Genomic DNA, 13,374 nt, shown 5'->3' on the forward strand with positions numbered 1-13,374 from the left:
ACGTGAGAAAATCCGCCTATCGTGCTTCGTAACCTCTGCCGGTCACGACAAGCGGGACATTGCTGTCCCGTTTGTCCTAGTCAATGTTTAGCCAGTCCAAGTGTCAGGGAACAAAAACGCTACCATGAAGCCCACCCTTTGTCAACAACCTGGAAAGAAAATGGAGACAGGGATGGGGGTTCTCAGCTTAACTGCATGTCCGGCGCGAGATTATATCCACAATCGAAGAGGTTGATTTGCCTTTGACCTCGGGGATGATCACGACCTCGCCGCCCGATGCTTCCACGGTGTCCTTGCCTACAACCTCGTCAATTGCGTAGTCGCCGCCTTTCACAAGGACATCCGGAGTGAGAAAATCTATGAGAAGTGCCGGAGTTTCCTCATCAAAAAGACACACGTAGTCGACACTCCTGAGCTCGCAAAGTAAGAAAGCCCTGTCTTCTTCCGGGACGATGGGCCTTCCCTTTCCCTTTATTGCCCTCACAGACTTGTCGGTGTTCAAGCCGATCACGAGGATGTCGCCCAGGGATCTAGCCTTTCTCAAATACTCAATATGGCCCCTGTGAAGAATGTCAAAACATCCGTTTGTGAACACGACCTTCTTGCTATGGAGTTTTGCCCGTTCCCTAATCTCTCTCAACCTGTCTCTGGTCACCACTTCGCCCATTACTCTCTCTTTTCTGCCCGGAACATTTCGGGATCCTACTTTTTCCCGCCGGTGCCTTTCAGATTCTCCGGATTCAGATCTTCCCGGAAGGAGGCGTAAATCTCTTCACGGGTGGTCGCCGCAGTTCCGAGCTCTCTTATCACGAGGCCGGCGGCATGATTTGAGATCTCAGCCGCTTCCCTGAAATCTCCTCCTGCGGAAACAGCAAGCGCGAACGCGGAGACAACCGTGTCGCCGGCTCCTGTCACGTCATAAACATGTCTCGCAACGGTCGGGAAATGAGTCACGCTTCCGTTCTTTTCAAAAAGGGTCATCCCCTTATCTCCCCTCGTGATGAGGACTGCCTCGCATCCGAGTCTCCTCCTCAGGCCGGAGCCGACTTCGCGAAGCGAGGCTTCATCCACTATCTTCTTCCCGAACGCCGTGCTTGCCTCTATCTGATTGGGCGTGATCAGGCTCACGCCTCTGTAACTTGGGAAATGTGATTCCTTGGGGTCAACGAAAACTGGAACTCTCATTTTTCGAGCCAGCAAGAGAAAATTCTTCAACAAAGACGGTGTTATTACTCCTTTCCCGTAGTCGGAAATCACGCAGGCATCAAACCTGCCGATCTCCGAGCGGATCCCGGAAAGAAGCTTCCTTGCGACTTCGGCCTTCGGTCCTTCACGTGTTTCCTGGTCGGCTCTTACGACCTGCTGATTATGTGCGATGATTCTCGTCTTGAGAGTTGTTACCCGCCCCTTCTCAGCCAGTATGCCGGAACTGCTTATCCCCTGCCTGCCGAGCTCTTTAGTGAGAATTCTTCCGTTTAGATCATTCCCGATGACAGTTGCAAGAAAAGGCTTTCCGCCAAGAGAGCGGATATTTTGAGCGACGTTTCCGGCGCCGCCAAGCCGGTAGGATTCCGAGAGAACGTCCACGACGGGTACGGGTGCCTCCGGGGAGATTCTCCATACAGTTCCCCAGAGATACTTATCAAGCATGATATCCCCGAGGACAAGGATTCTCCTTCCCCTCATCCCCTTGAGCAGTTCTTTCAACCTCTTTTCGTTCACAGATGCGACCTTATCACCTGGGCAAAAAACTGTCAACGACTCGCGAGTATCGGAGGGGGGCATCTCCGATTACGCGACGGGGACGGGGTTCCGGAATAGTTGTGAGCCGACATGGTTCTGCAGAATGGCGTTGGAGCGAACCTGATGAGATTCCCGGGGTACTCGTCCCCCGGAAAGGGAAAAACGAGGATAGTCACTATCTTTCAAGGAAGGGGAAAATTGGATGAAAAGTGGTGACTGTCCCTATTTTCCTTGAGTATCATACACAGCTGGATTGACTTTGCTGAGGGGATCCCTTGCCATTGAAACAGTTCCCGAGAGGAATGACAGGTTGAACTCCTGGCCGCTCGTAGTCTATCTGGACATCTTCATTGCCATCTGCGCCGTTTCCTGGGCTGCGCCCCTCATCCGCCTGGCCGATGCCCCGTCTCTCGCCATTGCCTTCTTCAGAATGATGTTTGCCTCCCTCCTTCTGCTGGTCCCAACGCTTGTCAAGGAAAGGTCAACCCTCATTTCTCTCAAGAGCCGGGACTGGCTCATTCTCCTGGCATCCGGTTTTTTCCTGGCCCTGCATTTCGCAGCATGGATTTCATCACTGGCTTTCACCAGTGTGGCGAGCTCGGTAGTAATTCTGGCAACTCAACCCGTATTCGCTGCCCTACTTGGATTCCTCATCCTGAAGGATAAGATAGCCTTGATGTCTGTCTGGGGAATGGCCTTCGCAATTGCCGGCAGTGTTGCCATCGGGGCGGGGGATTTCTCCGGCGGCGCGAGACTTTTGTTCGGTGACTTGCTCTCCTTGTCAGGGGCGGCATTCGTTTCCGGATATCTCTTGATAGGCCGCTCTCTCAGGAAGAGCATGCCGCTTCTGGCCTATGTCTTCCCGGTTTATCTGTTCGCTGCCCTCATCCTCGGCCTAATCTGTTTCGTAACAAGGACCAGACTCGGCCCATTCCCTGCCCAAACCTGGGCTTACATTTTCCTCCTGGCACTCATTCCCCAGGTAGTCGGTCACACCCTTTTCAACTGGGCTCTGAAACACATTAGGGCGTACGTGGTAGCAGTGGCAGCACTGGGCGAACCTATCGGCGCGAGCATTCTTGCGGCACTTCTATTCCACGAGATCCCAGGCCCGGTGATTTACTTGGGAGGAATGCTTATTCTGGTGGGGATTTTCCTGGTGGGGATTTTCCTGGTGGTTTATAAGGAGTGATAAAGAAAATAGTGACAGGCACCTATTTTCAAAAGAGGGAAAAATAGGTGCCTGTCACTATTTTTTGTCACTATTTTTCCTATTTTTCCAGTTCGTCCAGCTTCTCCTTGCATTCAGCAAGTTTTCTCCGGTTCGAGAACTGCTCAAACTTGGAGCAAGCACTTCTCAGCCAACCGGAAGCCCTAGTCTTTTCCCCTTTGACCATGAAAAGAATGCCCATCTCAAACTCGGTCTCGGCAATACCCATGTTGTTCTTCGCATTCCTGAATGCGTGGAGAGCGCGCTCAAAATGCTCCTCGGCCTTCACCCACCTTCCTTTTTCTCTCTCAATCATGCCCATCACAATCTCGTATCCGCCGAAGCCAGTCTCGATCTCCAGAACTTGTAAAAGATAGGCTGCCTTGGCGGCGTACTCTTCCGCGGTGTCGATATCCTTGACACCCAGGGCACATGCTGCCCTCCCAAGGAAACTGAAACACTTGATCCAGGACACTCCTATTCTGTCTGATATGGAGAGACTCTTACTGTAGTAGACTTGAGCTTCCCGCCAGTTTTTCTGGTCGAGGTGCGCAGTTGCTATGTTATGCAGAGTTGATGCCAAGTCATAAAGATCGTTTTCTTCCTCATAGATCGGAATGCATTTCTCCAGCCATTCAATGGCTTTTGCCATATTTCCCTTGTAAACCTCAAGCCCACCCAGACTGTTGTAGGTTCTGCCAACGAGCACCCTGACTTTTGAAGCCGTCGCATACTCCATGGCCTCCCTGAGTCTCTTCTCGCAACCGTCCCAATTTCCCTGCTCGAGGAAGAGGCTCCCAATCCTGTAGCATGCAACGGCCTTGACTGAAGGGTCGTTGTCGCCCACCAACGAAAGAGCCGTCTCGAAGCACTTCCGGGCGTATTCGGACTCTCCCCTCTGCTTCTCTATCATCCCGGTCGTGAGAAGTGCCTGGCTCTCCGAAACAGGGTCATTGAGAAGGCCGGCAAGCGTCATGGCTTCCTCACAGTATTGAAGCGACTGGTCCCAGTTTCCGAGAAGTTCGTGAAGTCTTCCAAGCTGAAGTTTCACGGAGAGCATCTCAGCAGAGCCCTCCTTTCCTTTCCCGAGAACCTCCCCGGCCCTTTCAAGAGGTTTTACCGCATCGGCGTAGGCCGAGCCCGATGCGAGGAGTGATGCAGAACGAAGAAGATGCGGCACAGCCTCCGGTTTCTCGCCCGCATCCCAGAGGTGATGCGCCAGTCTATGGGTCTTCTCGTCTTCGCTGAGAGACTGAGCTCTTTGGACTGCACCGGCGGCTTTCTTGTTGAGTCTTATTCTTTCTTCACCCGTCAACGATTCAAGAATCCGTTCACGCACAAGCGGGTGTGCGAACGTGAACTTCTCACCATCAAGAGAAAGAAATCTGAACTCGCTTGAGAGTTCCTCAATCATCATGACAAGGTTTGCTTTCTCCTCGCCAAGCGCTTTCTCAAGGAGCTCGGCAGGGAAACTGTATCCCAGGATGGAGGCAAGATTCACAATTGTCCTCTTCTCTTCATCCAGGGAGCTGGCCAGATTGGAAAGCCTGAGGTTCAGCCGTTCGGTAACACCTTCTCCAATGACATCATACATTCCCTCTGTCGGTTGGTTGTACCAGACTCCACCCCTGACATAAAGCTTCTGCACTCCTATAAGACCTCTTATTTCCTCCTGGACAAGCAGAGGGTTCCCATCGGTCCGCCCATAAACATAGTCGGGAAACTCAGACGAAAGGTCTGACTTCGCCAGGTACTTGTGAACAAGTGTTCTTGTCTCCTGCCTGCCCAGCCTCTGAAGCTCAATCACTTCGATGCTCGGGTTTCCTCTTAACAGGCCGGCGACTTTGCTCTCTTTTGCGGGCATATGGCCCTGCGCCACAAGTTCTTCCCTTGAATTAAGGAGAACGAGAAGCACGCGGCTTCCGGAAAGCTGCGTCGGGCATCTTTCTATGAACTGAACCGTCGTCCTGTCTGCCAGCTGGATGTCATCAAGCACAAGAAGCAGCGGAGATTCGACAGAGATGAAGTTCAGGGATTCGATGATCCTGAGCAGCATTCTTTCAGAACGCGTCTCATCTCCCACTAGACCGGGCTTTTCTTGCGCATTGTTCAGACAAACAGCCCTGGTTCCGAACTCGAGTAGTTCCCTGAGGAAAGAAGGCAGTTCCAGACATCTTGAGAAGTTCTTTCTTGCGTAGTCCTGAAGTACCTGCAGAATCGGCTGGCACGGCGCTGAATGCAAGCTGGACATCGAACTTGTCTTGAGCACCTCGACGCCCTTCCAAAGAGCCCTCTTCGCGAATTCCTCCATGAGGCGAGTCTTACCGACTCCAGGTTCTCCCGAGATAAGAACGACTTTCCCTGACCATTTCACGCATGAATCAAGACAAGCTTCCAGCCTCTGAAGCTCCTTTTCTCTTCCGACAAAAGGCGGCTTGAGTTGGAGGATGTAGCGTGCATCCTCAAGGCCGGATGCCCAGTCGATTCCAAGGGTCGAAAAGTCAATTTCAGGGACAGCGTCTTTCCTTTTCACTTTCTTCTCCTTAGGCAGTTCCCTCGAAGCCTGCCCATGAGAGGAAAGCAATGCCCGTGCCACGAAGTGCTCCGCCGGATGAGCGACCGCTCGGGGCAAAGCAACTTCTGCATTGGCTTAGAGTTAGCAGTCCCAGGTTAGATATGTCTCAGGGGCAACGATGCCGCAGGCACGGGAGAAAGAAAGAAAGCGAGCGGAAAAAGACGCCGCCAGGAACGGAATACCCTTCACAATCTATTTGTCTTTCAGCTGATAAGGACTGGTGGCTGAAAAGAACCAGCCTGAAGATTTTTCACCAGTTCACGGGGGAAGTATTCCTGAGCCCATGACAGACCAGAGACTTGCCTCGGCCTGCTCTGGGCGTTACTTCACCTCAAACTCGAAGATTCCGTCCCAGTTGTCGGGCGGCGGATTCTTGGCAAACGAAAGGCATCTTGCGAGATACGTCTTCGAGGGACCATCAGCCGGCCTAATCTTGAGCACTTGTTCGAAGAAGGACACTGCCTCGCTCCACTTGCGAAGGTGGTAAAGCGCAAGCCCCTTCTCATACAACTCAAGTGCAGCCCGAAAACCGTCTTCGAGAGGCTCTCCCTTCATTCCGAGAAGCTCGTAAATCTTGATCGGCAGCTTTTTCCCCTTCACCCTCACTTCATCCAGCTCTCTCACATCTACTTCGTCCTTCACCCGCAAGTATGTCATCTCACTGATCAGCAGGTCTGTTCCATATTCCTTGTTTGCTCCCTCGAGGCGTGAAGCCAGGTTCACTGAGTCGCCTATCGCAGTATAGTCGAAAAGGACACTCGAACCCATATTCCCGACAACTGCCCTTCCGGAATTGATGCCGGTACGGTTCCGGAACGGAATCTTCCCGGCATTCTCCCACTCCCTGCACATTTCTCTCAAGGCAGACTTCATCTTCAAGGCACACCGGCAGGCATTGAGCGGGTGTTTGTCAGTCGGGATAGGAGCACCGAATTCAGCCATGATTGCGTCACCCTGGTACTTGTCGAGAGTGCCGTCAAACTCGAAGATGACATCCGTCATTCTTGAGAGATATTCGTTCAGCCTCGCGCTCAGCTCGGAGGGCCCCAAGGATTCAGAAATCGTGGTGAAGCCCGCAATATCCGTAAAAAGGATGCTTATCTCCCTTTCCTCCCCTCCCAAGGCAAGAAGCTCAGGGTTCTTGAAAAGTTCGGTCATCACCGTCTTTGGAAGATAATGTTGGAATGCCGACTTGATGAATCTCTTGTCCTTCTGCTCTTCGACAAACATCTCGATGATTGTCGAGCAATTCGCGGCGAATATCGTAATCTCCGGAGCCATTACATTCACCCATATCAGCTTCTTGGAGAACAAGACAATCGCACTCACGCCGACGCCCATGGAGAGGACAACAAGGACCAGAAGCCCGAGAGTCGGCTTTTTCGTTCTGCGCGTCAGGAATATTGTCAGCAGAGAAATTGCCAGATAGAGGGGCACGTAAGCCAGCCCCTTGCCTCCGCCCGGGGCCCTGATGAACTTGCCGTCCAGGACAGTCCTCAGAGCGTTGGCGTGCATTTCTACTCCGGGCATGTAGCTCTTCGATCCTCCCCGTCCCTTGTAGAACGGAGTAAGAACAAGATCATGAGCTTCCAGGAGGCTGACGCCAATCAGAACTATCTTGTCCCGAAAAACACCCGCTTCTTTCAGCACTTCAAAGCTGTCCATGTCCCCGTCACCCGTCAACGTGAAGGTCGAGTCATCAAGAACAGATGACAGCGATTGGTACTTGAAGGAGTGAGGAGGCCCGGCGTAGTTGATCAGAAAGAAGTTGTCTCCATAAGCAGGTATTGTCGTCCTGCCAATCCTGAGTTTCGAATGAGTGTTTGCCGTCAGTGAATCCGGAATACCATACAGTTGTCTCAGAGCTTCGACACCAAGCGAGTGATAGATTTTTCCGGTTATGGTTCTTGAGAAGGCGTACCTCCTCAGGAATCCGTCGCTATCCGTGTAGCTGTCAACAAGACCCCAGGATTTCGCGCTTTGTCGCAGAGGCTCGATCGGCGGCAGAAGCCCAACCCCTTTCACCTTGCCCCTTATGTCGATGCTCCTCCCGGCGAGAATCACATTCCCCGCCTCTCTCAGCGCCTTGGCAAACAGAAGATCTTCTGCTTCGCTTGAGGCCTCGGTGAATTCCACGTCGAAAACCACAAGCTTCGCGCCGGCCGCCTTAAGATTCGTGACTGCCCTCCCGTAGAGGCTCCTCGGCCAGGGATATGAATAGGGCAGGTCTTCAATCGAAGTATCATCGACTGCAATAATGATGATTTCATTTCCCGCATCTTCGGCACCTCTTATCTCGAATCTCTTGTTCAGGAAAAAGAGTTCCAGGTTGTCAAAAAAATCAATGTGGCTCAGGAAAAGCGCCAGGAAGGTGCTCGCAACGCAGATGAGAAGGTTTGTTACACTGAGAAATCTTACTCTTTTCTCAGCAGTCTTCTTCTTCACAGTGACCCTTGTTCCATTTGTTCATAAAGCTCGGCCGGTCGCGCGGTCGTAAGCTTACCGTCCACGGGGCGAAAGCGCAAAAGCTCTGACTCGAAGATTGGGAACATCATTGAAGTCTGGATCAGGAGAGCATCTCAGCCTAGAAATTCTGATTGAGCGTCACTCTGAATATCGTCTCACGGTAATCGTTTGAGGGAATTGCCTTGTCATTGAAGCGCACGCTCCCGACTTCAACGCCCAGGAGGGGACCTCTTGAAAAGCGGTAGTTGGCGCCTCCTTCGACGAAAGTTCTCATGGAGTTGTATACATTTGAATTACCTTCTGCACTGAGTGTCCTCAGAAGCGCAAAGACTTCGATTCTCTCTCTGAAGACTTTTCTGGTCGCCCCGATCATGTAACTCTTGAAGTCAACCGAGAGTGTATTCTGGTTCGGAAAACTCTGTTTGTCCAGAGAGTAGCCGGCCCGCAGGGTAAGCCCGCGCGTGAGATCATTCTGGACATTAAGAGAAACCGAGGTTGTCTTGAGAACCGAAGCAGGATTTACCTTGTCATCCTTCCTCGACGGTGCCACCACAACGCTCAAACGGGTCGGCTTCCTAAAAGGCGCCACCGTGACGTCGAAGCCCAGGGAATAGCTTGTGGTAACATCATTCACTCCGCCCAAGGTATCCGGAGCGTCGTTTTCTCTATCATAGATTCTGTAGGCGAAGGTAAATGAGTTCAGGTGATCCTCAAGGAGAACAAGAGCCGGCTTCGAAAAGCGAACCACGTTGCCGATCGGGAAAATGGCTTTGTCGTGTCTGGTGAGACTCCCTTTCCCGGGTGCAAGTCCGAGTGAGAAAGAAACCGACTTTGTCCACTTGGTCGCCTGCTTGTCTTTTGATAGATTGTCTCTGAAGCTCTCGTAAGTGATGCCGCCGGTGAGAAGACCTCCGCCGAACGAAATCTGATCCCTTGCTTTCATTCCCGCCTTGTCGTTCTGAAGAGATGTCGCGCCAAGGGAATAGTATGCAGAGCCGACGGATCTGTAGAGAATATCGAACACATTCCTTTTTATGTTTCCCCTCAGTCTGACCCCGTAGGCTAACGATGAAAGATCCCGCGGGTCCAGAGGGACCGTGCTTGAGTTTATTACAAAATACTTTTCATACTCGGAAGGATCAAAAGGAAGACTCACGTCAAACGTCGTGTCAGCTTCTGCCTTTGTGAGCGCCCCGCGCGATGTATCCAGCGTGATGAACGAGACTGCTCCCTCTCCCTCCATGATAATTCTCTTTCCCAGGAAATAGAAACCCAGGTCGGTACCCAGGACAATATTCTCTTTCGGATCCGTTCCGAACTTTATGGAAGTAGGTCTATCTTGAACTTTGGCGAAGTTGACTCCAAACACAGTCATTCCGCGCGAAACTGACGTTCTCAGGCCGCGGAGCCTCTGCTTAAAAGTTCCCGCAGTTGTGACAACCACAGAGTCCACGCCGCCGACGCCCGTGAGAAGCTGCCCTTCTCCTTCAATCTTCCTCCTGGTCTCTCCTTCAACGTATGAAATACCGACCGGGCCGAGCTTCAGATTGGTTTGGGTTCCCCTCACCCTCTTTCCCCAGAGAACCAGCTCGGAGTATGTCGGAGTCACATCGCCGGCATAGAAATCAAGGTGAGGGAGTTTGAGCTCTCCTTTAAATTTGTGTTTGGGCTGCTTGTTACTTTTCTCATCAGAGGTCAGAAAAACGTTTCCCGAGTATCTCAGGATAGAGTACTTCCCGGAGGCGCGAACCCTGAACATGTTCGTCTGGCCAGGCTCTTGCCTGACCGATGCGCCCGGTCCGGTTATGTCGTCGCTTTTCAGGTCGATGTAGGTATCTCCGGTAATGGAAGGGAGTCTCCCGGCAACTGATGTCTTGCCAGTCTGAAATGCAAGAGCAAACTCCGGCAGTGCGACCCCGGACGTGTCTGATGCTGTCACTGAGATCGTATGCGGGCCGAATGAGAGCGGCTTACTGGGAACGAATGTGAGAATGTACCGGGTGACATTCGCCTCATTCGTAACGTCCCTCCCGTCCAATTTGATCCTGACAGTCTTAACATCCACGCTGTTACCGTCTTCAAGAAACGAGAATGCAATTAGCGGCATTCTCTCAAGAACGCCTGAGCCCTCTTCCGGGCTCAGCGGGACTATCTCCACACCCGTCGAGCTTCCGTCAGCATCGATCGCGGCCGGATTCAGCGATGGCTCTTCAGAGGGGAAGCTGGCCGAACCGCCCTGTTCGCCGGTTGCAACCACAAAATACTCTATGGCTCTCCCTTTCATATCAACCACTACATCATACTTCTGTTCGCCGAGAGGCCTCATCGCCGTCTTTCTGAATTCCTTGTCATTTGCCATTCTATGGAAGAGCTCAACCTCGTTAATCTTTCCCCCAACTGCCTCAACTTCAGCGACAATTCGAGCCTTCCCGCCCTGAAGCAATTTCACAACCGGCACACCTCTTATTGAGATTCCCTCGTCCGGGGAGGCCGTGCTCGCGAGCGTGAGCGAAACAAGGAGAAGCAGCGCAGGCACGCACCGGAGCATGCTTACGCTGCAAGCTATCCTAGCGATTGGTCTGTTTCCTGGGTTCCGCAAACAGAGTCTCCTCTTTTCAGTCGGTCCGGAGGCGGTATGCGAAAGCTCTAGCGGTTCACTTTTCTCTTAATAATCAGCTCTTTTATGTTGCCCTGACTGTCCTTGTATTCGATCCTGATTTCCTCTTCAGTCACTGCGCCCTCTTCTGCCCCGAACCCGGGTGTCTCTCCCTGGACAACCGGCCTCAATCCGGGGGCCTCATTCCCTGTCGAAGTCGCTATCATTCCCGGTTTAACAGTGACGGATCCATAATCGTTTGAGAATTCCATTTCGCCTTCTATGCAAATTAGGCTCGAGAACCCGTTCTCCGCCACCTCCTCATAGAACTCTGATCCCTTGACGGATGCGACTGAAGTCGGGGTCTCAACCTCAAACCGCGTGCCTTCCGTCTTCGTCACTTTGGCCCACAAATCTCCAGCTCCCACCCACAGTCTTTTAGAAACAGCCTTTCCCTGTCTTTCTCCGTTCACAACGAGCTCGGTATTTGAGCTTATCTTCACCAGACTCTTATCGTCCTGAAACAGGACTGCAGCGAAACCATCTTCGCCTGTTCTGAGGAGATCTCCTCCATCAAGAATCTCACCCTTCTTGGGAACAAACCATTCTCCCGGGTTTGCCCGTTTCAGCTTCACATTCCCGGTCGCTTTCATGACGAGCGCAATGGCTTTGGGCTCACCAGCCGACGACTCATGAGGAGAGAGCTGGATACAGATAATGAGGAGAGATACCAGGGGAAGAACTCCAATCCTCAAGAAGCCCATCGACAGACCCGGCTTATTTGTCATCTGACAGAAACCTCAACATCTTCCGGCTTGCCTTGTTTGATTTCATTTATTATCGTACGCAATTTTTCAGGAGTAATCTGCTTGTCGTCCAGAAAGATATTTCCATCCGGTACATACCCTTCCAGCTGATTCAGCACATCCGCCAGAAGGTTCGGGGGCAAAAGTGAAAGGATGCTCATGATCACTGCAGAAGCATTGCTCACAGGCGCGATCCGCCTCTGCCCGATTTTGAACCAGAAGATTTCGCTGAGTATGGTCTCTTCAGCGCCGGACGTTTTCACAATCGCCTCGACTTGCCAGCAATAGGTGTGTCCTTCAAGCAGGGCTTCCGCCGAGCTTGGATACGTCAGGAAGTGAGAGCCCTGGAAAGGAGACTTGTACCTGTCAACCTTGTATTGCGGCTGGTTGTCGAGAGCCTCTTCAGCAGAAACCTGATCCTGCATTAGCTCAACAAGAACGAAATTGAATTCGTTCGCCTGGGAAGTCCATTGAAATGGTGGAGGCGGCGAGCTTACCGAAGGAGGTTCTCCGCCGAATCTTGTTCCAGGGCCCAGGAGCTCAAGCGTGTTCGGGTTTCGAACGGTTATGGTCAGCGCGCCCTCGAATTCCTCTCCAGTGCCGACGTCGCGGAGTTGAAGCCTAAAGGTATAAGTGTCTGCGGGAAGAGACCCAGTGCTCAGAATGGCGCCCTTCAGGCCCTCGGCGGCATCCCTAATCGAGAAATCCTCAATCTTGAAGTCAGTTGAGGTTCCCAAATCTCTATTGGTGAGGACGATAATAGTGTCAGGCTTCAGGCTGCTTACCGTGGATGTCCCGCTTCCCAACTCTCCGCGCCGGGTACTGGTTACCACAAGGGAAAGCTGAACATCTCGCCGTAGGTTATCGTTAGTAATCTTCACCTCAAAGATCAGCGGATTGTTTGTCGCATCGCTGAGGTCGAAGTCGGATATGCGGAAAACTTGAATATCGGTATTGAGAAGGGTGATCTTGACAGTGGGGAGTGAGGATGCCGTCGAAGCAGCCAAGAGAATCAAACAAGGCAGAGCCAAAACCAACAGCTTTCTCATTTCCAGAAGTCTCCTCTAGCCATCTGCCCTTCCGGTTCAGTGAGCCTTGAAGCCACACTAGCAGTCCCGGCGGGAATTGAGAAGAGAAAATTTGCGGTTCCACGGACGGCACTAGCAGGCATCAGCGAAACCTTCCATAGTCTAGCATCATGCCGCATTCGCGTCAAGCGAAGTTAGCACTTAAACGATGGCTCAAGGAGGAACGCCCAAGAGCAAGACCGTATCAGGCTTCGGACACGGCGATGAGATGGGCGGACGAGAAAACTCATCCGCCCGCAGCACGACGGGCACAATTTGGAGAGGGAAAACAGGAAGCGCGCGCTTTTCCCCTTATTCTTGTTGACAACTTTGGAATAGAAGTATTACTGTGTATGCTAACGCGAGTTTTGCACTCGGATGATTATGGCCGAAAGGGGGTGGTAGCAGACTCCGGGAACGCGTTTCTTCCAGTTCGTGTGAAATTCCTTACCTATCAAGGAGGTAATCTAAGATGGGACAGACCCAGATTCTCATGATCGTTCTTGCAATAATCATAATTGCCGCTGCGGTGGCAGTGGGCTTGAGGCAATTCGGAAAAGCCGGGGAGCAGGCTGACCTTGATGCAGCAAGACAGGATTGCCAGAGAGTCGCTGCCTCGGCGCTTGCCTGGTATCAGAAACCTGCTGAACTCGGAGGCGGCGGGAGGTCCTGGACTGGCGTAACGTTCGACAAAATTGGTGATGACGGCAAGACTACCGGCGGCATAGCAATGACCGTTGCTGATTCGTCCGGTTGGCTTAAGATTACTGCACCCACGGCAAAGAAGAACATTTTTGGCATATTGCATCCCGATTCTGCAAGGGGACTTATCACTAGAGCAGAGAACAGGTAGTCCTACACTCGCTGTGCGGGGGAGGGATCTCTGAACGGCTCTCCCCCGCACATCCAGA

9 protein-coding genes are annotated in these 13,374 nt (G+C 52.2%); 2 read left to right on the plus strand and 7 right to left on the minus strand.

Going from position 1 to position 13,374, the window contains the following annotated elements; translation table 11 throughout:
* Positions 1-187 precede the first annotated feature (187 nt).
* A complete protein-coding gene (rfaE2, locus tag QME66_01690; protein ID MDI6807678.1) occupies positions 188-667 on the minus strand; it encodes a D-glycero-beta-D-manno-heptose 1-phosphate adenylyltransferase in 480 nt (159 codons plus the stop codon).
* Between the two features lie 35 nt (positions 668-702).
* Positions 703-1,722, minus strand: a complete 1,020-nt coding sequence (rfaE1, locus tag QME66_01695; protein MDI6807679.1) for a D-glycero-beta-D-manno-heptose-7-phosphate kinase — start codon at positions 1,720-1,722, stop codon at positions 703-705.
* Positions 1,723-2,002: 280 nt separating this feature from the next.
* Between rfaE1 and QME66_01700 the strand changes: the two genes are divergently transcribed.
* Complete coding sequence (locus tag QME66_01700; GenBank protein ID MDI6807680.1) at positions 2,003-2,935, plus strand: DMT family transporter; 933 nt, start codon at positions 2,003-2,005, stop codon at positions 2,933-2,935.
* 79 nt (positions 2,936-3,014) lie between these two features.
* Here the strand turns inward: QME66_01700 and QME66_01705 are convergent, their stop codons facing one another.
* The 5 genes from QME66_01705 to QME66_01725 form a co-directional block, all read right to left on the minus strand.
* Positions 3,015-5,486 (minus strand): tetratricopeptide repeat protein, encoded by a 2,472-nt coding sequence (locus tag QME66_01705; GenBank protein MDI6807681.1) that lies wholly within the window; start codon positions 5,484-5,486, stop codon positions 3,015-3,017.
* 363 nt (positions 5,487-5,849) lie between these two features.
* Positions 5,850-7,973 carry a CHASE2 domain-containing protein gene (locus QME66_01710; protein ID MDI6807682.1) on the minus strand — a complete coding sequence of 708 codons (2,124 nt, stop codon included), beginning with the start codon at positions 7,971-7,973 and terminating at the stop codon, positions 5,850-5,852.
* A gap of 139 nt (positions 7,974-8,112) precedes the next feature.
* A complete protein-coding gene (locus QME66_01715) occupies positions 8,113-10,593 on the minus strand; it encodes a hypothetical protein (protein MDI6807683.1) in 2,481 nt (826 codons plus the stop codon).
* A gap of 47 nt (positions 10,594-10,640) precedes the next feature.
* On the minus strand, positions 10,641-11,378 hold the full coding sequence (locus QME66_01720) for a FecR family protein (protein ID MDI6807684.1): 738 nt from the start codon (positions 11,376-11,378) through the stop codon (positions 10,641-10,643).
* The gene (locus tag QME66_01725; GenBank protein MDI6807685.1) at positions 11,375-12,445 is read right to left on the minus strand and encodes a hypothetical protein; all 1,071 of its coding nucleotides are present in this window, start codon (positions 12,443-12,445) and stop codon (positions 11,375-11,377) included. Before QME66_01725 ends, QME66_01720 begins: the two co-directional genes overlap by 4 nt.
* Positions 12,446-12,935: 490 nt before the next feature.
* On the opposite strand from QME66_01725, the gene QME66_01730 reads away from it, so the two are divergent.
* On the plus strand, positions 12,936-13,316 hold the full coding sequence (locus QME66_01730) for a hypothetical protein (protein MDI6807686.1): 381 nt from the start codon (positions 12,936-12,938) through the stop codon (positions 13,314-13,316).
* Positions 13,317-13,374 lie beyond the last annotated feature (58 nt).

It is taken from the genome of Candidatus Eisenbacteria bacterium (assembly GCA_030017955.1).
Classification (GTDB): Bacteria; Eisenbacteria; RBG-16-71-46; order JASEGR01; family JASEGR01; genus JASEGR01.